Origin of the sequence: Thermocrinis albus DSM 14484 (assembly GCF_000025605.1) — a bacterium.
GTDB lineage: Bacteria > Aquificota > Aquificia > Aquificales > Aquificaceae > Thermocrinis > Thermocrinis albus.
In genome coordinates, this window is sequence record NC_013894.1 from 801996 (window position 1) to 819960 (window position 17965).

A 17965-nucleotide genomic window follows, 5' to 3' on the forward strand; every position below is an offset into this window, starting at 1 on the left:
CTACTTGTATCCCGCCACGTACGGGTGTCCACAAACCCGGCAGGCGGCATTTGGACACCCACACCCCACACGGTTTTTTAAGATATTCTGTACTGTGCTGTTTTCAACTCCTCACCTTTCTTGATGCTGTTTATTATCTGTTCTACGAGACGGAAGTTTCTCACTCCGTAAATCTCCATAACCACACGCCTCTGAAGAGCCGGGTGCAGTTTCAGAAAAGCCTTCCTGCCTTCCTGCTGAACCAGTGCTAAGGCTTCTTTCGTTTTTTCTCTCAGATAACTGTCCTCATCCTTCAGAAGGGCGCGTAAGCGCAGAAAGTTTTCCTCAAAAGAAGGGTTTATCTTCTTCAGTTCAGGAATAACCCTGTGCCTTATCCTGTTACGGGCATAGCCAACATCCATGTTGGTAGAGTCCTCAACCCAGCTCTCCCCCTTACCCTTTACGAAGGCAACGATCTCCTCCTTCTTCACCAGAAACAGTGGCCTTACTACATCGCCTTCTCTCTCATCGAATCCCATAAGACCCTCGGTACCACATCCTCTTACCAGCCAAAGTAGTACCGTTTCTACAAGATCGTTAAGATGATGGGCGGTCACTATGAGATCAAGGCCCTCCCTATCTTTCACCTCCCTCAGAAGCCTGTACCTCTCTTCCCGCGCTATACTTTCCAGATTCTCCTTTTTCTTCTCTGCTATGGATGGGATATCAATCCTCTCTACCAGAAGAGGTAGCTGGTGCCTTTGGGCAAACTCCCTACAAAAAAGCTCATCCCTCTCTGCCTCTCCCCCCCTTATCATATGATTGACGTGCATCAGTAGAATCCTCTTCCACCCTATGAAGCCCTTAAGCTCCAGAAGAGCTAAGACGAGAGCCACCGAATCGGCTCCCCCCGAGAAGGCCACCAGAAGAGAGGATCCTGGGGGTATAAGCTGAAGTTTTCTTTGAAGGAACACCACTTTCCTAAGGAGGCTCATGTTATAATATTTATATACAGTCTTGGAGAGGTGGCCGAGCGGCCGAAGGCGGCTGCTTGCTAAGCAGTTGTAGGGTTAACAGCCCTACCGCGGGTTCGAATCCCGCCCTCTCCGTTTTCAGTCTGTTTCCAGTTCTATCTCACAATCTTCCTTTTCTATGACGAGCTGGCAGGTTAGTCTCCTGTTTTCTTCGTACTCCCCTATACGCCACAGGGTTTCTTCTTCTGTTTCTGAAGGCTCAGCAAGGCATTCGAGACCTTTCTTGACGGTGCATACGCACACACCGCACTGACCGTCGGTACAACCAAACTCCACACCGGCTTTTTCTATCTCATGATGAAGTTCACCGAAACGAACGCCTGGTGGTATTTCAAAAACTTTGCCGTTGATCTTCACCTTAGCCATGCTTCTTATTTTAACCAGCTGTCTTCTTGTACCCAATGACTTTTATCAATCTGGAAGCCTCAGTATCCTGACGTAACCTCTCCCCAGCTCTAAATACCCTTCTCTTTGCTGACCACTTCTTAGTTTAGGTTCCCGCAGGGAGGTGTTCAGTGACTAAGTCACACAACCTTTTATCGAGCTCCGCTAGTCTCTTTTCTTCCCTCTCTATCCTTTCCAGAAGGTTTTTACAGTAAAAGATCTGACCCTTTGAAAGATAACGGGTCCTTTTTCTGAGTTCCTTTATGGTACGCCTTATCTTCCTCATCTCTGATCTGTAGTACCACTCTACTATCCTACGGGCTGTCATAAGGAGGTCTTTGTTGCACCGTCTTAGTTCACGCTTGAAGCGTCTGAGCTCTTTCTGGGAAGAGTGAACTGACATGAGCTGAACCGACTTACCTTTACCTGTCAAAAGAAGGTCTTCCATAACCTTTTTAAAGGAGCCTTGGAACTTCACCTTCTGTCCGTCTACTCTGGCCCAGAGTTCCATGGCTCTTCCCTCCAGAACCAGAATAATTTGAATATTTTAAAATATTTTAAAGGAGGTCTACGCTACATGCGCGCCGTTTTTGTAACTGCAACGGACACGGGTGTGGGTAAAACCTTTGTCTCCTACAACCTCGCCCTCACCCTCAGGGAAATGGGTGTGAAGGTAGGATACTTTAAGCCTATAGAGACAGACGTAAGGGACGTTCCCTCTGACGGAGCTATGGTGTGTAGTGTGACAGGGCAAGAAGTGGAAGAGGCTGTGCCTGTACGTTTTCGTCTACCTTTGTCACCTTACGCTGCTCTTCTGGAGGAAGGTGGAGATTTTTCTCTGGAGGAACTATACCAACATATGCAGAGCCTCCTAAAAAAGTACGAGTTCCTGATAGTGGAAGGTGCAGGTGGCATAGCAGTTCCCATAAAGAAAGGCTACGATTACGCAAGACTGGCAAAGGAATGGAACCTTCCAGTTTTACTGGTGGCAAGGGCCGGGTTAGGTACCATAAACCACACATATCTATCGTGGTTCTACATGAAGACTCAGGGAATAAACCTGCTGGGAATTATCATGAACGGGTTCTCTGGTAAGGATGTATCTGAAAGGACCAATCCCCAGATAGTGGAAGAACTCACAGGTATAAAGCCTCTCTGCCTACCTTACACGGAAGGTGGAGAACTGCCACCACACCTGAGAAGATCACTGGCCAGTCTTATCGGGTTTTAGACCTTTCAAGAAGGCCACCCTTTCCACTAATTCCTTAAAGTATGGGGCTGCTGCGGTACCTCCATAAGGGTTTGGTCCCTTGGGTTCATCCACCATTATTCCTGCCACGAAGAGAGGATTCGTAGCGGGGAAATAACCCACAAAGTAGGCTACCACTTTCTCACGAGAGTACCTTCTTATAGCAAAGTCGAACTTTTGGGATGTTCCCGTTTTACCTGCTATGGTGAAGAACTGGGATCTTGCCAGCTTAGCCGTACCCTCTTCCACAACCCTCATAAGGTTCTTCTGTAACCATCTTAATGTCCTTTCGGAGAAAACTCCTGATGTAAGAATCTGGGGAGGGTCGTTTGTCAGGAGGATTCTGGGTTTAACCAACTGGTTCGTGGCCAGCACACCAAAGGCAGCACATAGATGTAAGAGGTTTAGAGCAATACCTTGTCCTATGCTGGCATACAGAATGTTGGCAGGATACTGAAGGTCCGGTATACGGGGTCTTACCTCTCCAGGTAGAACATGAAACTCGTCGTAGAAGTAAAGCTTCCGGAAAAGTTCCTGAACATCCTTCTTAGACAGGAACCTGGCTACCTTTATGGTACCTATGTTGGAAGACTTGATAAGGACCTGATCCAGTGTTAACGTACCGTAAGGATGGACGTCTCTCACGATACGACCAAATATCTCCATTTTACCCATTTCCGCGTACAAGGTATAGTTGTAGGGTATATAACCTTTGTCCAGGGCTGTCCCTATAAAGAAAGGCTTCATGACGGAGCCTGGTTCAAAAAGATCAGTAACTGCGTAGTTGCGTCTGCTCTGAGGGGGATAATCTCTGTAGTGGTTAGGATCATAGTAAGGATAAGTGGCCAGAGCCAATATATCACCCGTACGCACATCCATCACCAATATGGCCACCCTTCGGGGATTCCAATCTTTCACTATTTGGTCTCTTACGTCCTCCGCTATCCCTTGGATACCAAGATCCAGGGTGGTGTAAACGTCGCTGGTCTTCAGATTTAAGGGAGAGTCATCTGTGTCCAAAGCAAGGGTGTAACCCTTTGAGGCGCTTACAAAGATTCTCTTTATGGGCTTTGAGTACAGTACGCTGTCTAAAGCATACTCCAGACCCTCAAGACCTCTTCCATCCCCACCTACAAACCCCATGAGGTTACTGGCAAGATGTCCGTGAGGGTAGACGCGCGTAAAGCCTTCCTCTATACCTACGGCGGGGCTGTTTCCTGTGTCCTTTATAACTTCTCTCACGTAGTTTTTGTAGCTCCTGTCTACGTTCCTTGCTAGCCACACAAACTTCTTATCTTCATTGAGCTTACTTATAAGAACATCTTCCTTTTCGTTGAGTATGGCGGAGAGTCTTCTGGCAAGGTCCTCTTTGTTGCGCACAACCTTTGGAAAGGCGTATATGGATATAGTGGGATAACTGAGGGCGAGATCTCTACCGGCTCTGTCCTTTATACTACCCCTGTAAACAGGTATGCGCACTACCACCGTTTTGGGAAACTTCTCCGCTATCCTCTCCACATAATCTAACCTTCCTATCAACTGAAGGTAGGCGGCACGGAACAGTATTACAGAAAAACCTAAGAGGAGAAAGAAGGTCACTAGCTTGATCTTAGCGGGTGACATAACGACGGGCCATGTCTACGAACTCTTTAAAGATACTGTAAGAGTCATGGGGGCCCGGAGAAGCTTCGGGGTGGTACTGAACACAGTAGACGGGAGCCTTTGTGTGTCGGAAACCTTCCAACGTGCCATCCAGGAGGTTGATGTGGGTTATCTCCACATCCTTCAAACTGTCGGGATCAACGGCAAAGTTATGATTCTGGGCGGTTATCTCTATACGGCCTGTTCTCAGATCCTTGACAGGATGGTTACTGCCGTGATGTCCAAACTTAAGCTTGTAGGTCCTTCCACCCAATGCTAGACCTATGATCTGATGTCCCAAACATATACCCATTATAGGTATCTCACCTAAAAAAGTCCTCACCAACCTTATGCCTTCCACCACCCTCTGGGGATCTCCGGGACCGTTGGAGAGCAGCACACCGTCAGGATTGAGTTCTCTCACCCTTTTGATGGTGTCATAGGGAGGTATTACCACCACACGGGCACCTTCTGACACGAGTCTCCTCAAGATGTTTCTCTTAACACCAAAATCCACTACCGCGATGAGGGGTCCCTCTGTGTCTACCTGACTGTAGCCTTTTCCTAAACTCCAGTCTCCCTCCCGCCAGACATAGGTTTCCTTGCATGCCACCTCCTCCACCAGATTGAGCTCCGATATGTCCTTAGAGGACTTAGCTTTCTGAACCAGGCTCTTAGGATCCAGATCCACGCTGGAGATCACCCCCTTAACAGTTCCCCTCTCCCTTATCCTCTTAACAAGGGCACGTGTATCTATTCCCCATATACCTACCACGCCGTGTTCCTTCAGATACTGGTCCAGGCTCTTTTTGGCCCTCCAGTTGGAGTATACTCCCGAAAGTTCCTTCACCACAAAACCGTTGACCTGAACCCTGTCGGACTCTAAATCTTCATCGTTGATACCGTAGTTACCCATCTGGGTGTAGGTCATCACCACTATCTGACCACGGTAGGAGGGATCCGTTAGCACCTCCTGATAACCCGTCATAGAGGTGTTGAAAACCACCTCCCCCGTGGTTTCTCCTTCCGCACCGAAGGAGTATCCTACGAAGTAAGTTCCATCCTCCAACGCCAGTATAGCTCTCTTCATATCCCTATGGCGGAGAGGGCGGGATTCGAACCCGCGGTACGGGGGTTACCCGTACACAGCATTTCCAGTGCTGCGCCTTCGGCCACTCGGCCACCTCTCCTCTGAATAAATAATTTTAACTCTTTTTCTGAACCAACACCAAGTTCAGTTTACCCCTCTCCTCGTCCACGCCTACTATCTTAACTCTAACCAGATCACCTAACCTAAAGATCTTTCCGGTACGTACCCCCACAAGGCGGTGTGCCTGCTCGTCGTAGAGATACTGATCATCATCCATGGTACTTATACTCACCAAACCTTCCACCAGGTAATCTCTCAGCTCCACAAAGAGTCCGAAGGAAACAACACCGGTGATGAGGCCATCAAACTCCTCTCCCAGATGAGCCCTCATCAGCCTCACTTTGAGTTTGTCCACCGCTTCTCTCTCCACATCATCAGCTAACTCTTCCTGTCGCGATAAATGTTCTCCCACCATCTCCAAATACTCTACCGTTCTTTCGTAGTCCACAGGCTCCCCTCTGAGAGCCTTCTTGAGAAGGCGGTGAACCACCAGATCTGCGTATCTTCTTATGGGAGATGTGAAATGGGTGTAGTGTTGGGAGGCAAGACCGAAGTGGCCCACGTTATGGGGGGAGTAATGAGCCCTCATCATAGCCCTTAAAGTGAGAAACCTCACAAGATGCTCCTCAGGTCTACCCTCAAAGTCCTCTATGATCTTCTGGAAGAACTTAGGTTCCAAGGAAGGTTTCTTTACCGTGTAGCCCAAACCCGCCAGTATCTCCAAGAGGTTCTCCACCTTTTTGGGATCGGGTCTTTCGTGAACTCGGTAGAGGCACGGATATCCCGCGTTCTGGAGGTGAAGGGCCACCGTCTCGTTGGCACTTATCATGAAATGTTCTATTATCCTGTGAGCTACGTGTCTCTCGTAGGGGTTAATGGCTATGGGTTCTCCCTGTTCACTTAGTAGAAGTTCTGTTTCAGGCAGATCAAAGTCTATACTTCCTCTCTCCCATCTTCTCCTTGAGAGGATACGGTAAAGATCCTCCATTGTACGTAGAGGTTCTGTCAGATGAGGATACTTGTTCTCAAGGGCTGGATCTCCCACTATGAGCCTCAGAGCCTCGTCGTAGGTGAGCCTTGCCTTACTTCTTATGACGCTCTCGTAAATGTCATAACTTATCAAATCTCCTTTCGGAGAAAACAGCATCTCACAGGTGAAGGCCAGTCTGTCCTCGTTAGGTTTAAGACTACACAGATCAGCTGATAGCTTTTCGGGAAGCATGTGGATGGCTCTGTCGGGAAGATAGAAGGTGAACCCTCTTCGGAAAGCTTCCCTGTCTATAGCAGAACCCTCTCTTACGTAGTAAGAGACATCCGCTATGTGAACCCATAGCCTGTAGTAACCTTCAGGCGTCCTCTCTATGGCTACAGCGTCGTCAAAATCCCTTGCCCTCTCTGGATCTATGGTAAAACACACCTGCTGCCTTAGATCTCTCCTTTTTCCCAACTCCTTTTCCACACCCAACTCCAACTCCTCTACCTCTTTGAGCACTTCCGGTGGGTACTGAGTAGGAAGATCGTACTTCCTGATGAGGACCTCTATGATGAAGGTACCACCTCCCTTCTGGGGATGCCCAAGGACCTCCCTTATTTTCCCCTGAGGGGGAGATGTGGGGGTAGGGTACTTCTTTATGTCCACCACCACCACCGTGTCCTCCTCAAGAGACTTACAACTGTCCTTAGGAAGGAGAACACGGTGAAAGGCATTCTCGTCCAGAGGCTGAGCATAGCAAACACCATCTTCCTTCTTTATCTTACACACCAAGGACTTTTTGGATCTCTCAAGGACTTTTAAAACCCTTATCTCCTTTTTTCCTTTGTACTCCACCACCTTTGCCCTGACTACATCACCGTGAAAGAGACGCAGCATCTCAAAGGGTGGTATGTATATGTCCTTTTGACCCTGACCTACCTCCAAAAAACCGAAGCCAGAAGGGTGAGCCAACACTTTACCCACCACAACGGTTTCCTGCATCAGCTTATACTTACCCTTCTCCACCGTTATCTTGCCTTCCTGTTTGAGTTTTTTAAGTATCTTCTTGAGTTGTTTCCTCTCACTTTTAGAAAGACCTAAAGAGCTTACTATCTTCTCAAAGTGAAGAGGTCTGTCCTTAAGGACCTTTAGAATGTCCTCTTCTTTTAGGTTTCTGCTCTCCATGAGTGGCTATGATTATACCACTCTCCTTAGGGCGGAAAGCACTCCCCTCTTTATACCTTCCGCAGATATACCTACCAGATCTCTCAGGAGGTTCTGGTTTCCATGTTCCACAAAGGTATCGGGAACACCGAGAAGGACCACGCGTTTAGTTATACCATGTTGGGCAAAGAACTCAAGAACACCCGATCCAAAACCACCCACCACCGTGTTATCCTCTACGGTGATAAAAAGGTCATACTGTCTGGCCAGCTGTAAAAGGAGTGTGTGGTCCATAGGTTTCACAAAGCGTGCGTTTACCACACAAGCCCTTACGCCTTCTTTCCTCAGCTCTTCAGAGGCCTTAACAGCCTGATAGACGGTATAACCTACCGCCAGTATCACACAGTCCTCTCCTTCCACCAGTATCTCCCAACTACCTATGGGGATGTTTCTGAAACCTTCAGTGGGTACGCCGTAGGCAGGTCCACGGGGATATCTGACAGCAAAAGGCCCGTTGTACTGGAGACCTGTGTAGAGTAGATCCCTCAGCTCCTGCTCGTCCTTAGGAGCACACACCACCATGTTGGGAACACATCTCAGATAAGACAGGTCAAACACACCGTGATGGGTGGGTCCGTCATCACCTACAAGACCGGCTCTGTCTATGGCAAACACTACGTGAAGTTTCTGAAGAGCTATGTCGTGAATCACCTGATCGTAGGCACGTTGTAAGAAGGTGGAGTAATAGCAGGCAACAGGTTTCATACCCTCCGCTGCAAGTCCTCCCGCAAAGGTACAGGCGTGCTGTTCTGCTATACCCACATCAAAGAACCTTTGGGGAAATCTTTTGGCAAACTCCACAAGTCCGGACCCTTCCTTCATGGCGGGCGTTATGACCACCACCTTAGGATCCATCTCTGCCAGCTCTACAATGGCCTTACCGAACACCGATGTCCATGTAGGAGGAGATGGTTTCTTTACAAACTCACCCGACTCACGCTTGTAGGGAGCAACACCGTGCCACGTGACGGGATCATTTTCGGCAGGATGGTATCCCTTACCCTTTTTGGTATACACGTGCAACAGTACAGGACCCTCTATAGCCTTCACGTTCTCCAAAGTTCTTTCTAAGGAGACAAGGTCATGACCGTTAACCGGACCTATGTAGTTAAATCCCAGTTCCTCAAAGAGAACACCGGGAGATATAAGACCCTTAAGAAACTCCTCGGTGAGCTTAACTACCCTGAGAGCAGGTGTCCCTAAATGTTCCAAAAGCTTCTTAATCTTCTGTCTCGTCTCTTGAACAAAACTACCGCTTATGATCCTGCTTAGGTAAGTGGATATGGCGCCCACGTTGGGGGATATAGACATCTCGTTGTCGTTAAGTATCACTATAAACTTGTTGGGCCTTATATGACCGGCGTTGTTGAGAGCTTCAAAGGCCATACCCGCTGTCATAGCGCCGTCACCGATGACGGCCACCACATAGCCTTCCTTTTCCATAAGATCCTTGGCCACTCTGAAACCAAGAGCGGCGGATATAGAAGTGGAGCTGTGACCAGCACCGAAAGCGTCGTAAGGACTTTCGTCCCTCCTGAGGAAACCCGATATACCGCCGTACTGTCTCAGAGTGGGAAACTGTTCCTTTCTGTCCGTTAAGATCTTCCAAGGGTAAGCCTGATGACCTATATCCCACACTATAACATCTTTGGGAGGATCAAACACCCTCAGTAAGGCTATGGTAAGTTCCACCACACCTAAGCCGGGTGCTACGTGCCCTCCGTTCTTTGCGGTGACCTCTATTATGTAGTCCCTTACCTCATCAGCCAGCTGTGCCAGCTGAGAGTAATCCATGTACTTAAGGTCCAAAGGTCCTCTATAATCCTTGAGTAAACTGTACCTATCCAGCATAAGAAAAAAAGATATTCCTTTATAATAAGAAGTATGAAAGTGATAATACTGGCGGGTGGGAGTGGCACAAGACTGTGGCCTCTATCAAGAGAGCGCTATCCTAAACAGTTTCTTAAGCTAGATGGAGAAAAATCCCTTCTCAGAAAGACTTTTGAGAGGGCCTGTCAACTCACCTATGAGAGGGACATAATGGTGGTGAGCGTGGAAGAATACACCCACCACATTAAGAACGACCTTTACCCTCATGGAGATTACACCTTAATCCTTGAGCCAAAAAGACGCAACACAGGCCCCGCCATAATTCTGTCTGTCCTTTACGCCTTGGAGCATCTTGATCTGAAGGAGAAAGAACCTGTGGTGGTTTTTGCTTCAGATCACTACGTGTATCCCGAAGAGAGATTTCTTGAGTTGGTGAGGTTCGGTGTGCGGGTGGCCAGTGAAGGTTACACGGTGGCCTTCGGTGTACCACCCAAAGGCCCGGACCCCAACTTTGGTTACATAAAGTACGGCCATGTACTTCTACAGGAGGAAGGTAGGATAGCTTACCGGATGGATAGGTTTGTGGAGAAACCTTCGCCTGAAATAGCAAAAGCCTTCCTGGAAAGTGGAGAATATCTTTGGAACTCGGGAAACTTTGTCTTCTCTCCAGAGACCCTTATGGAAAATCTCAGAAGCGTGGATGAGAGTATGTACCAGATCGCCTCGAAGGGATACACAGAATTTTTCAGGCAGTATGACCGTCTTCCTGAGATAGCCTTCGACTATTTGATAATGGAGAAACTCAAAAAGGGCGCCGTCATACCCTTAGACGTGCTTTGGAGTGATGTAGGATCCTTTGCCGGGCTGTACGAGGTACTTCCTAAGGATGATAGAGGAAACGCCACGGTGGGAGACACCCTCACCCTTCATTCAGAAAACTGTCTCCTTTACGGAAAAAGTAGACTCATATGCGGTGTGGGAATAAAGGATCTTCTTGTTATAGAAGAGAGGGATGCCATTCTCATCCTCAGAAAGGATATGACCCAAGAGGTGAGGACTCTGGTAAAGAAACTGAAAGAGGACAGAAGAAGAGAGGCAGAAGTACACCCGGAAACCTATCATCCTTGGGGAAGGGCCCTTCTACTGGACGAAAGCAGTGATTACAGAATAAGGAAGTTGTACGTGCATCCCGGTCGGAGCATAGGACCCATCATACACATGCACAGCGCCAGAAGCTTTACCGTTTTGAGGGGAACTGTCCTCTTCAGAAGCAAGGACACCCAGAACTACATAACGGAAGGTGACAGTGTATACGTAAAGAAGGCTGTTCCTTACCAGATCATTAACGAAGGACACATAATTGCCGAGCTCATAGAGGTACAGGCAGGTAACTACCTGCGGGATGACGACGTCAGAGAGATAGTTCTGTAAAGCTCTAAGTGTTTCTCTGTGAACTACCCCGCATCAAAGATGCGGAGCTTCGTGGTGGGTCTGGACACTTAACGTGTCCCTTACCACCACGGGCGGGTTCACACCGCCCCTACTCCTGCCTATACCACCGTACAGTGGTATAGCGGAGCTACTTTTAGCTCTTCTACTTCACCTATACCCCACCTTAAAGCCGTTGAACTCTCCTACCCAGGAGAGCGATGGGGTATTAGCTATACATTAAACATTAAATTAATTCAGCAATGTTTTTGTGTCAACCCTTTCTGGGCTGGCTGTATCCCCGCATCACAGATACGAGGTTTTAGCCCGCAAGTTTTTCTATAGACCAATTATTTGCAATTAATTGCGACTAATATTGACAGTGAGGTGAATATTGAGTAATATTAGTACCATGAGGGTTTTGAAGCTGGGATTACTGGTATCCTGTGCTTTTTTACCAACTTCCTGCTTTTTAGTGGCGGAGACGGCTCAGAAAAGCATAGATGCTGGGAGACTGACTTTAAAGCAAACCGATATGACCACAAAGGGAGCTGTAGGTGGTGCTGTTGCTGGTGCTCTTGTTGGCATTGCGTTGTCTCCAATAGCTAATGCGATGCATCAAGCATCAATAAAAGCCTTAGCTTTTTACTGTGAGATGGAAAATCCACCTGATAAGAAAGACTACTCAGATTGTATTGGATGGGGCAATGCTCACTGGCAGAGGGCAAAAACATTTGATAACACTCTTCACAATGGAAGTTGCCATAACAAGTTTTTAGGATTGTCAAAGGGTTTTATGAAATGCTGGGATGAGGCTTTTGATTATGCAAGGACGATAAACAGTGATGTAAAAGAGGCTGTCTATAGGGCTAGATTTGAATATACATATGCGATGTGTATGCCTATGAGGATAGAGAGCATGAACCAAGAGGAACTGTATCAGAAACATACAGAGTGCAAAAAGAAGGCTGAGAAGGTGGCAACTGAATTTGTCAATGACATAAAACCTAAGATAGAGCAGTATTTAGCCAAGAAGCAGGGGGAAGTGAAATGAAACAATTGAAGATAGATGTGAAGAAAAAAAGCGCCTTTAGAAGTGTAATTGCAGTTGTAGTAATGGGGCTTAGTATATCAATAGGGCTTAGTATGTTTTATGCCGATATAACTCTCAACACTGCTACTATATTAGGATTGGTGGTAGCATTTGTGTGGGCAGTTATCTATGCCGATACAGACCCTTCTCCCGGTCTATACAAGAACGGAAAGTATCTGGGAAAAATCTACAGAGCCTTTATCAAGGTAGGAGATAACGTAGCATTGGGGAAAAAGCGAGATACAGAAACGATAGGTTATCTAAAAATCCTGAAAGATGGGAAAGAGGTTGCAAAACTTTATCTCACTGCCGAAGGTTTCATGGAGCTAAAACCTGACAAAATCTGGGAAGTCTTTCCAGAGATAAAGGGCAAAGTAGAAAGGTTTGAAAAGCTGTTTAAGGTGGGAGACTACACACTACAATACAACTTCTTCCAAGAAAGTCTTAGCACAGGCTATGTATACGAAAATGTTATGGAAGATAAATTTAGAAAGAGCGTATTTGACCCTGCCTATAGTGCCCTCATACAAAACATATACCACCGCGACGATTAAAGAACCTTCCACACAGCATCTTTGTCCACTACGATCTCTGCAATGGGATATCCCACTATCATCCCACTCTCAAGTTTTGTGTATGTGAATAGCTTTATGAGAGGTTTTTTGTAAAGCTCTTTCAGAAACTGATAGGGAAGTGTGATCTGTCTGTCATTGAAGATCAAAATCCTGTAGTCCTCTCCAAGAGGTGCTATTGAAAAAGTTATCTCTCCCTGAGGCATGAAGTCCTCAAAACCTATCTCAAAATGGTCCTCGTGCTCAATGATGATTATCATATCAGATTAAACACCTCCTCCTGATTTGCTTGGATACTTACAAGCTCAACACCCCAATTCCCATCACTTATGGTAATGGTCAGCAGTGGTATCTGAAAGAGTATCTTGAAGAAGTTCCTGTCAAGCTCGATCCCTTCCTCCTCCGTTATCAGCAAAGTCCTACCTGAAAGTGGAAAGATATTCCCATTCTCCTCAAAAAACCTCTTCATCTTCTCTGCAAGCTCATGAGGATTCTCTGTGATGATGTTCAGGATTACTCTGTCTGATAGGATGATGACTTCACTGCTTTTTACAATTCTTCTTGCTCCTTAAAAGATTAGTTGAGTTGCTTTTCTTTCTCCTTTAAACAATCTAACATAGCCTTAAATACTTCCTTTAAGTTGCTTGAGTTACTATAGGAAGCACCACATTCGGTTATTATTATAAGTCCATTACGGTAAGGTTCATATATAGCAAAGTATTTTCCTGCAGAGATATTAGCTATATGTATGATATTTCCTTTTCCTATTTGTAAATATCCCCCTACCATACCATAACGAGGAGGAGACATGTGTTCTTGTATAATTAACCCACCTACTCTTTTACCATCTAAATAAGCCTCACAAGAGTTTTGAAAAAATAAACCATATTGATTTTCTATAATTTTCAATTCACAATTATTTAATACTAACTCCTGTGCATTTGTAAGTGAAAAGAGTGAAAATACCAAGAATAACAAAATAGCAGTTCTCATTTCACTTCTCCTCCTGCCCAGTTCCTAACTTTTCCTTGATATATGTTCCCACTGCCCAACTGATAGCACCTCCTAAAACTCCTTTAACTACTGGCGATACAAATCTACCTTCATAGGTAAATAGGCACGGGCGGACTCGAACCGCCGACCTCCGCCTTGTAAGGGCGGCGCTCTGCCTACTGAGCTACGCGCCTTCTTTGAGAAAATTATACACTAAAATATTACCTATGCGTTTTTATGGTATACCCTCCGAAGACAGAGTTGCGGAAATAGTTGAGATGATGAAGGAAGAAACCTGGATTTACGAAGATCTTCAGGAAGGTGTGAGAGAAAGGCTCAGTTTAGAGAAAACTAAGGAAAAACTGATGGAACTTATAAGGACCGTAAAGGGATGGAAGGAGTCCAACAAGCACATTCCTTCTGCTACCACTTTCTTCTTCGTCCATACACCTTCTGATCCAAAGGCCTTCAAGGTGTACGATCTTTCATCCTTGGGGTGCTCCAGCTCTCTTTCGCCTGCTCGCTGGTTGATCTATCTGGAAGGCCTGGAGATAAGATAGAGGAGGAAACCTAGGAGGGGAAACACCACCATAAGGAGCGCGGATAACCTGTAATTGTGATCCGTCATCACCAGCAGCCCGGACCATACCCAGAGGCCCACACTGGACGCTATCCTCTCGGTGAGGGAAAGGAAGGACATTCTCACGGAAGACTCTCCTTTGGGGAAGTTTTCTAACAGTAAAACTCTTGACGACGTCCACAGATGTGCCAGTGACAGCCCAGCCCACAGACCCACCGCAAGGACATAAGCCCTGCTAGATAAGTACAACAACACCAAGAACAAAAGCCACAGAAAGAAACCAACGGGAAAAACACGCTTAGCACCTAAGAGATCCACCAGCTTGCCCCACAAAGGTCCACCCAGTACACCACCCAAAGCAGAGAGACCTATCACCCGATATATCTCCCCCTCTTGCATAGAGTAGACCTCTCTCAGGTATACACCCATCATGGCCACCAACGTGTTGGCCACTTCCGTAAGGGAGAGTATGGAGACGCACAGAAGTAAAAATTTCTTGTCGGAGAGAAGATCCCTTATCCTTACGTGAGCACGCTGGCCTGGTTCTGTCAGCAATAGGAGAGAGGGCACACTAAGAAGTAAAAACACCAAAGAAATCTGCCAAAAGGCGTAAGGTACACGCATGTGAGGAGCTACCAGAATAAGGGCAAAGGCGGATGCCACGTATCCCGAAGCTACACCGAACCCGGAGGCTATGCCCATCTTTTCAAAACCCACCAGCATGGAGCTGTAAAATACCCAAGCTTGTTGATGGGATATAACCATAAGCATATATAGAGAGAGAGTCAGAACAAGACTGTCCCAAAACAATCCGAGGAGTACGCCGCATAGGAAAACCATAAAAGTGAAGAGCACAAAGAACCTTTTGCGCAAAGCATACCTGTCAGCCAGTTTACCCAGGTAGATGGCCAGGAAGAAGGAGATAAAAAAAGAAAGACCGTAAAGGAAAGAGTAAAGGCTCACATCAACTCTTTGGCTGATATAAAGAGGATAAAGGGTGGAGAAAACAAGAGCGGAGAGGAAAGTTTCACCCGCATCGTAAAGGGCAAAGGCGAGGAGCTTGTGTTTCAAGGTAGTATTATTTTACTTTATGGACCTGCGCCACATCCGTATCCTCCTTATGGATGTAGATGGCGTTCTTACCGACGGAAGGCTCTATTACACAGAGAGGGGGGAGGAGATAAAGGTGTTTGATGTGAAAGACGGCTTAAGCATAAAGCTGGCACAGAAAGCTGGCATCATAACCGGTGTCATATCGGGAAGAGTGTCCAATGCCTTGAGGAAGCGCCTGGAAGAACTGGGTATAGAGGAGATACATCTGGGACAAAAGGATAAGCTGAGAGCTCTTTATGAGATCGTAGAGAAGTACCAAGTCACCCTGCAAGAGGTGGCTTACATAGGTGATGACTACGTAGACATCCCGGTGCTGAGAAAGGTAGGTTTTCCTGTAGCTGTGAAAGATGCCCCCCTTTTGGTGAAGAAGTTCGCCCTTTACGAAACCAAGAGGGAGGGTGGAAGAGGAGCTGTGAGGGAGGTGATAGAGCTCATCCTCTCTCAGAAGGGTGTTTTGGAAGAAGTGCTGAGGGACTACCTTTGTGGAGAATAATCCTCACTTCTCTCCTTATGCTGGCAGCCATCATCTGGTCCGAAAGCTACGTAAAGCATCTTATGAAGCATTCTGTAAGTAAATCAGACCCCAGGAGTGAGCTTACCAAAGTACAGATAAAGGTTTTTGGAGACAACGGCCTTGAGTGGACTGTGGAGGGACATACGCTGAACCTTGAGGGAAGGGTTATAAACATACTGGATGCTCGTATGTACACTCAGAAAGAAGAGATAACAGCAGAAAAGGTCACTCTTGATAGAGAAACAGGTCAGGGTAAGGCAGAAGGTAGATTGGTGGTAAAGGTAGAAGACTTTGTCATAGAAGGATCCGAGGCTGTCTTTGATCTAAGAAAGGGTACGGTGCAGACAGAGAAGAAGGTTCTTATAACGGAGAAGGATCGTAGGGTGGAAGGAGAAGGATGCTACGTGCAGCTAAGACCCCTGAGGGTTATAATTAAGAAGCCTAAGGTGTTCGGTCAATGAGGATGCTTTCGCTATTACTACTTCTCCTCTTTGGTATGGCTTTGGCTCAACAGGCGGTACTGGGAGAAGCAGACTCTCTTCTTTACGAAGGTAACAAGATCATCTACACGGGTCATGTGAAGTTTGTAAGGGGAGATGGTGTCCTCACAGCGGACAAGGTGATCATATACTTGGATGAGAAAAAGAAAGCCAAGTGGGCTGAGGCAGAAGGTAACGTAAGATACCATGACAGCAAAAGGAAAGCAAGAGCCAACAGGGCCACCTACGACTTTCAGAAGGAGATCCTCACCCTCACGGGAAACGCCAGGGTAGAGGAAGGACCCAACTTTGTGGAGGCGGATGAGATAATTTATTACAAGAAGGAAGACAGAGCCGTTGCGGTAAGTAAAGGACAGAGGGTAAGGACCTTTTACGTGGAGGAAAAAGGTGAACAGGGAAAACCTAATAAGAAGGGTGAGTGAAGAGCTTAAGGTCAGCAGAGAAGATGCCAGAAAACTGGTGAGGGGCATTGTGGAGAGTATGGTGGAGGTACTTATCCAACACAGGAAGCTGGAGCTTAGAAACTTCGGTGTTTTTAGGATAGGAAAGATTAGGGGGAGGTTTGTAAAAAATCCACGCACAGGTGTGGAGATGTACGTAGCGGAGAGTTACACGGTACGTTTTAAACCTTCCCGTCACGTGATAAGGAAGATCAATGGAGAAAATCAGGGCTGATGTTCTGGTGGTAGGAGCTGGTCCCGCAGGTTCCACATGTGCCTGGGAGCTTTCCAAGAGAGGTGCCAAAGTCATTCTGGTAGATTTCAAGAGAGCGGTGGGAGTTCCTGTCCAGTGTGCTGAGTTTGTACCTGCACAGCTTTTTAACAGTTTTCCTCAACTCTTCACCGATAAGGCGATAGCCCAAAGAGTGGAGAAGATGATTCACTTCACACCTTGGGGTGATGTGGTGGAGATGTCCTCCCCCGGTTATGTACTCAACAGAGAGGTGTTTGACAGTCATATAGCCCAGCTAGCCGTTAAAGAGGGTGCGCAACTGTTTCTGAGGTGTATCTTTTTAGGTTTTCAGGACGGTGTGTGCCTCGTAGAAGAGATAGACACTCGCAGAAGATTCACCGTAGATGCAGACATGGTAGTGGGTGCAGATGGTCCCAGATCCCGCGTAGCTAAGCTGACAGGTGGTGGATGCTCTCACTTTCTCACCACCGCACAGGTGACACTCCCCCTCAGGGTACCTCTGAAAGATCTCCTCATATACTTCAGAGAGTACATTCCGGGAGGATACGGCTGGGTCTTTCCCAAGGGAAGTGTGGCCAACGTAGGTGTAGGTTTAGATCCTGCCTTCGGCATCAACGTGATGGAGGCTCTCAGAACCTTCCTGAAGGAGCTTTTGAAGGAAAAAGTGGTGGAAGAAAAAGTACTGAAGAGAACAGGTGGATGGATACCGGCGGATGGCCTTATCCGGCCGGTGAGGGGAAAAGTCCTCTTGGTGGGTGATGCAGGAGGCTTCTGTCACCCTATAACAGGTGGGGGAATAGCCAACGCTGTTATGTCGGGCAGTATGGCAGGCAAGGCTCTGGCAGAAGGAAAACCGGAGGAGTTTCAGGAAGAGGCGGAAGATGTTTTTGGTCCATCCATCAACAGGGCTGCCATCAAAAGAAAACTTCACATGAAGAGCTGGGATGATCTTAAGAAGATCATACCTATCACCTGGATAGCCTTTGATGAGTACTGGCGTGTGCTATAATGAGTC

21 protein-coding genes and 3 tRNA genes are annotated in these 17965 nt (G+C 47.0%); 11 read left to right on the forward strand and 13 right to left on the reverse strand.

Going from position 1 to position 17965, the window contains the following annotated elements; translation table 11 throughout:
* Nucleotides 1–77 precede the first annotated feature (77 nt).
* Nucleotides 78–974 carry a tRNA lysidine(34) synthetase TilS gene (gene tilS / locus THAL_RS04280; RefSeq protein ID WP_012991884.1) on the reverse strand — a complete coding sequence of 299 codons (897 nt, stop codon included), beginning with the start codon at nucleotides 972–974 and terminating at the stop codon, nucleotides 78–80.
* A gap of 24 nt (nucleotides 975–998) precedes the next feature.
* Here tilS and THAL_RS04285 point away from each other — a divergent pair.
* Nucleotides 999–1088 (forward strand) — tRNA-Ser (locus tag THAL_RS04285).
* Between the two features lie 3 nt (nucleotides 1089–1091).
* Here the strand turns inward: THAL_RS04285 and THAL_RS04290 are convergent.
* A complete protein-coding gene (locus THAL_RS04290) occupies nucleotides 1092–1379 on the reverse strand; it encodes a 2Fe-2S iron-sulfur cluster-binding protein (protein ID WP_012991885.1) in 288 nt (95 codons plus the stop codon).
* Between the two features lie 124 nt (nucleotides 1380–1503).
* Nucleotides 1504–1908, reverse strand: a complete 405-nt coding sequence (locus THAL_RS04295; RefSeq protein ID WP_012991886.1) for a hypothetical protein — start codon at nucleotides 1906–1908, stop codon at nucleotides 1504–1506.
* Between the two features lie 66 nt (nucleotides 1909–1974).
* Between THAL_RS04295 and bioD the strand changes: the two genes are divergently transcribed.
* Nucleotides 1975–2628, forward strand: coding sequence for a dethiobiotin synthase (gene bioD, locus THAL_RS04300; protein WP_012991887.1), 654 nt, complete (start codon nucleotides 1975–1977; stop codon nucleotides 2626–2628).
* Here the strand turns inward: bioD and THAL_RS04305 are convergent.
* The 5 genes from THAL_RS04305 to dxs all read right to left on the reverse strand — a co-directional run bounded on the left by THAL_RS04305 (nucleotide 2602) and on the right by dxs (nucleotide 9485).
* On the reverse strand, nucleotides 2602–4245 hold the full coding sequence (locus THAL_RS04305) for a peptidoglycan D,D-transpeptidase FtsI family protein (RefSeq protein WP_245522225.1): 1644 nt from the start codon (nucleotides 4243–4245) through the stop codon (nucleotides 2602–2604). The genes bioD and THAL_RS04305 overlap by 27 nt on opposite strands.
* Nucleotides 4246–4255: 10 nt before the next feature.
* Complete coding sequence (gene carA, locus THAL_RS04310) at nucleotides 4256–5377, reverse strand: glutamine-hydrolyzing carbamoyl-phosphate synthase small subunit (protein ID WP_012991889.1); 1122 nt, start codon at nucleotides 5375–5377, stop codon at nucleotides 4256–4258.
* Nucleotides 5378–5384: 7 nt separating this feature from the next.
* Nucleotides 5385–5477: transfer RNA gene (locus tag THAL_RS04315), tRNA-Ser, on the reverse strand.
* Nucleotides 5478–5492: 15 nt separating this feature from the next.
* On the reverse strand, nucleotides 5493–7595 hold the full coding sequence (gene rnr / locus THAL_RS04320; RefSeq protein ID WP_012991890.1) for a ribonuclease R: 2103 nt from the start codon (nucleotides 7593–7595) through the stop codon (nucleotides 5493–5495).
* Between the two features lie 12 nt (nucleotides 7596–7607).
* Nucleotides 7608–9485 (reverse strand): 1-deoxy-D-xylulose-5-phosphate synthase, encoded by a 1878-nt coding sequence (gene dxs / locus THAL_RS04325; protein ID WP_012991891.1) that lies wholly within the window; start codon nucleotides 9483–9485, stop codon nucleotides 7608–7610.
* A 33-nt stretch (nucleotides 9486–9518) separates the two neighbouring features.
* Here dxs and THAL_RS04330 point away from each other — a divergent pair, with 33 nt between their 5' ends.
* From THAL_RS04330 to THAL_RS04340, 3 genes are all read left to right on the forward strand, one after another.
* Nucleotides 9519–10895, forward strand: coding sequence for a mannose-1-phosphate guanylyltransferase/mannose-6-phosphate isomerase (locus THAL_RS04330; RefSeq protein WP_012991892.1), 1377 nt, complete (start codon nucleotides 9519–9521; stop codon nucleotides 10893–10895).
* 409 nt (nucleotides 10896–11304) lie between these two features.
* A complete protein-coding gene (locus tag THAL_RS04335; protein ID WP_012991893.1) occupies nucleotides 11305–11946 on the forward strand; it encodes a hypothetical protein in 642 nt (213 codons plus the stop codon).
* The gene (locus THAL_RS04340; protein WP_012991894.1) at nucleotides 11943–12539 is read left to right on the forward strand and encodes a hypothetical protein; all 597 of its coding nucleotides are present in this window, start codon (nucleotides 11943–11945) and stop codon (nucleotides 12537–12539) included. Before THAL_RS04335 ends, THAL_RS04340 begins: the two co-directional genes overlap by 4 nt.
* Here the strand turns inward: THAL_RS04340 and THAL_RS04345 are convergent.
* From THAL_RS04345 to THAL_RS04360, 4 genes are all read right to left on the reverse strand, one after another.
* Nucleotides 12536–12817: a hypothetical protein gene (locus THAL_RS04345; RefSeq protein WP_012991895.1), complete on the reverse strand. Its 282-nt coding sequence runs from the start codon at nucleotides 12815–12817 to the stop codon at nucleotides 12536–12538. The two genes, THAL_RS04340 and THAL_RS04345, sit on opposite strands and share 4 nt — an antisense overlap.
* Nucleotides 12814–13026, reverse strand: a complete 213-nt coding sequence (locus THAL_RS04350) for a hypothetical protein (protein ID WP_012991896.1) — start codon at nucleotides 13024–13026, stop codon at nucleotides 12814–12816. The genes THAL_RS04345 and THAL_RS04350 overlap by 4 nt, the downstream gene beginning before the upstream one ends.
* Nucleotides 13027–13133: 107 nt before the next feature.
* A complete protein-coding gene (locus THAL_RS04355) occupies nucleotides 13134–13550 on the reverse strand; it encodes a hypothetical protein (RefSeq protein WP_012991897.1) in 417 nt (138 codons plus the stop codon).
* A gap of 121 nt (nucleotides 13551–13671) precedes the next feature.
* Nucleotides 13672–13744, reverse strand: a tRNA-Val gene (locus THAL_RS04360).
* Nucleotides 13745–13777: 33 nt separating this feature from the next.
* Between THAL_RS04360 and THAL_RS04365 the strand changes: the two genes are divergently transcribed.
* Complete coding sequence (locus THAL_RS04365) at nucleotides 13778–14110, forward strand: hypothetical protein (RefSeq protein ID WP_012991898.1); 333 nt, start codon at nucleotides 13778–13780, stop codon at nucleotides 14108–14110.
* Here the strand turns inward: THAL_RS04365 and THAL_RS04370 are convergent.
* Nucleotides 14083–15201: an MFS transporter gene (locus tag THAL_RS04370; RefSeq protein ID WP_012991899.1), complete on the reverse strand. Its 1119-nt coding sequence runs from the start codon at nucleotides 15199–15201 to the stop codon at nucleotides 14083–14085. The genes THAL_RS04365 and THAL_RS04370 overlap by 28 nt on opposite strands.
* Before the next feature lie 19 nt (nucleotides 15202–15220).
* Between THAL_RS04370 and THAL_RS04375 the strand changes: the two genes are divergently transcribed.
* From THAL_RS04375 to THAL_RS04395, 5 genes are read left to right on the forward strand one after another with little or no spacing between them, the layout of a single operon-like run.
* Complete coding sequence (locus tag THAL_RS04375; RefSeq protein WP_012991900.1) at nucleotides 15221–15736, forward strand: KdsC family phosphatase; 516 nt, start codon at nucleotides 15221–15223, stop codon at nucleotides 15734–15736.
* Nucleotides 15724–16218: a hypothetical protein gene (locus THAL_RS04380; protein ID WP_041434089.1), complete on the forward strand. Its 495-nt coding sequence runs from the start codon at nucleotides 15724–15726 to the stop codon at nucleotides 16216–16218. Before THAL_RS04375 ends, THAL_RS04380 begins: the two co-directional genes overlap by 13 nt.
* Nucleotides 16215–16679: a lipopolysaccharide transport periplasmic protein LptA gene (lptA, locus tag THAL_RS04385; protein ID WP_245522226.1), complete on the forward strand. Its 465-nt coding sequence runs from the start codon at nucleotides 16215–16217 to the stop codon at nucleotides 16677–16679. The genes THAL_RS04380 and lptA overlap by 4 nt, the downstream gene beginning before the upstream one ends.
* Nucleotides 16645–16932 (forward strand): HU family DNA-binding protein, encoded by a 288-nt coding sequence (locus THAL_RS04390; protein ID WP_012991903.1) that lies wholly within the window; start codon nucleotides 16645–16647, stop codon nucleotides 16930–16932. The genes lptA and THAL_RS04390 overlap by 35 nt, the downstream gene beginning before the upstream one ends.
* Complete coding sequence (locus tag THAL_RS04395; protein ID WP_012991904.1) at nucleotides 16913–17959, forward strand: geranylgeranyl reductase family protein; 1047 nt, start codon at nucleotides 16913–16915, stop codon at nucleotides 17957–17959. Before THAL_RS04390 ends, THAL_RS04395 begins: the two co-directional genes overlap by 20 nt.
* The last annotated feature ends 6 nt before the right edge of the window (nucleotides 17960–17965 follow it).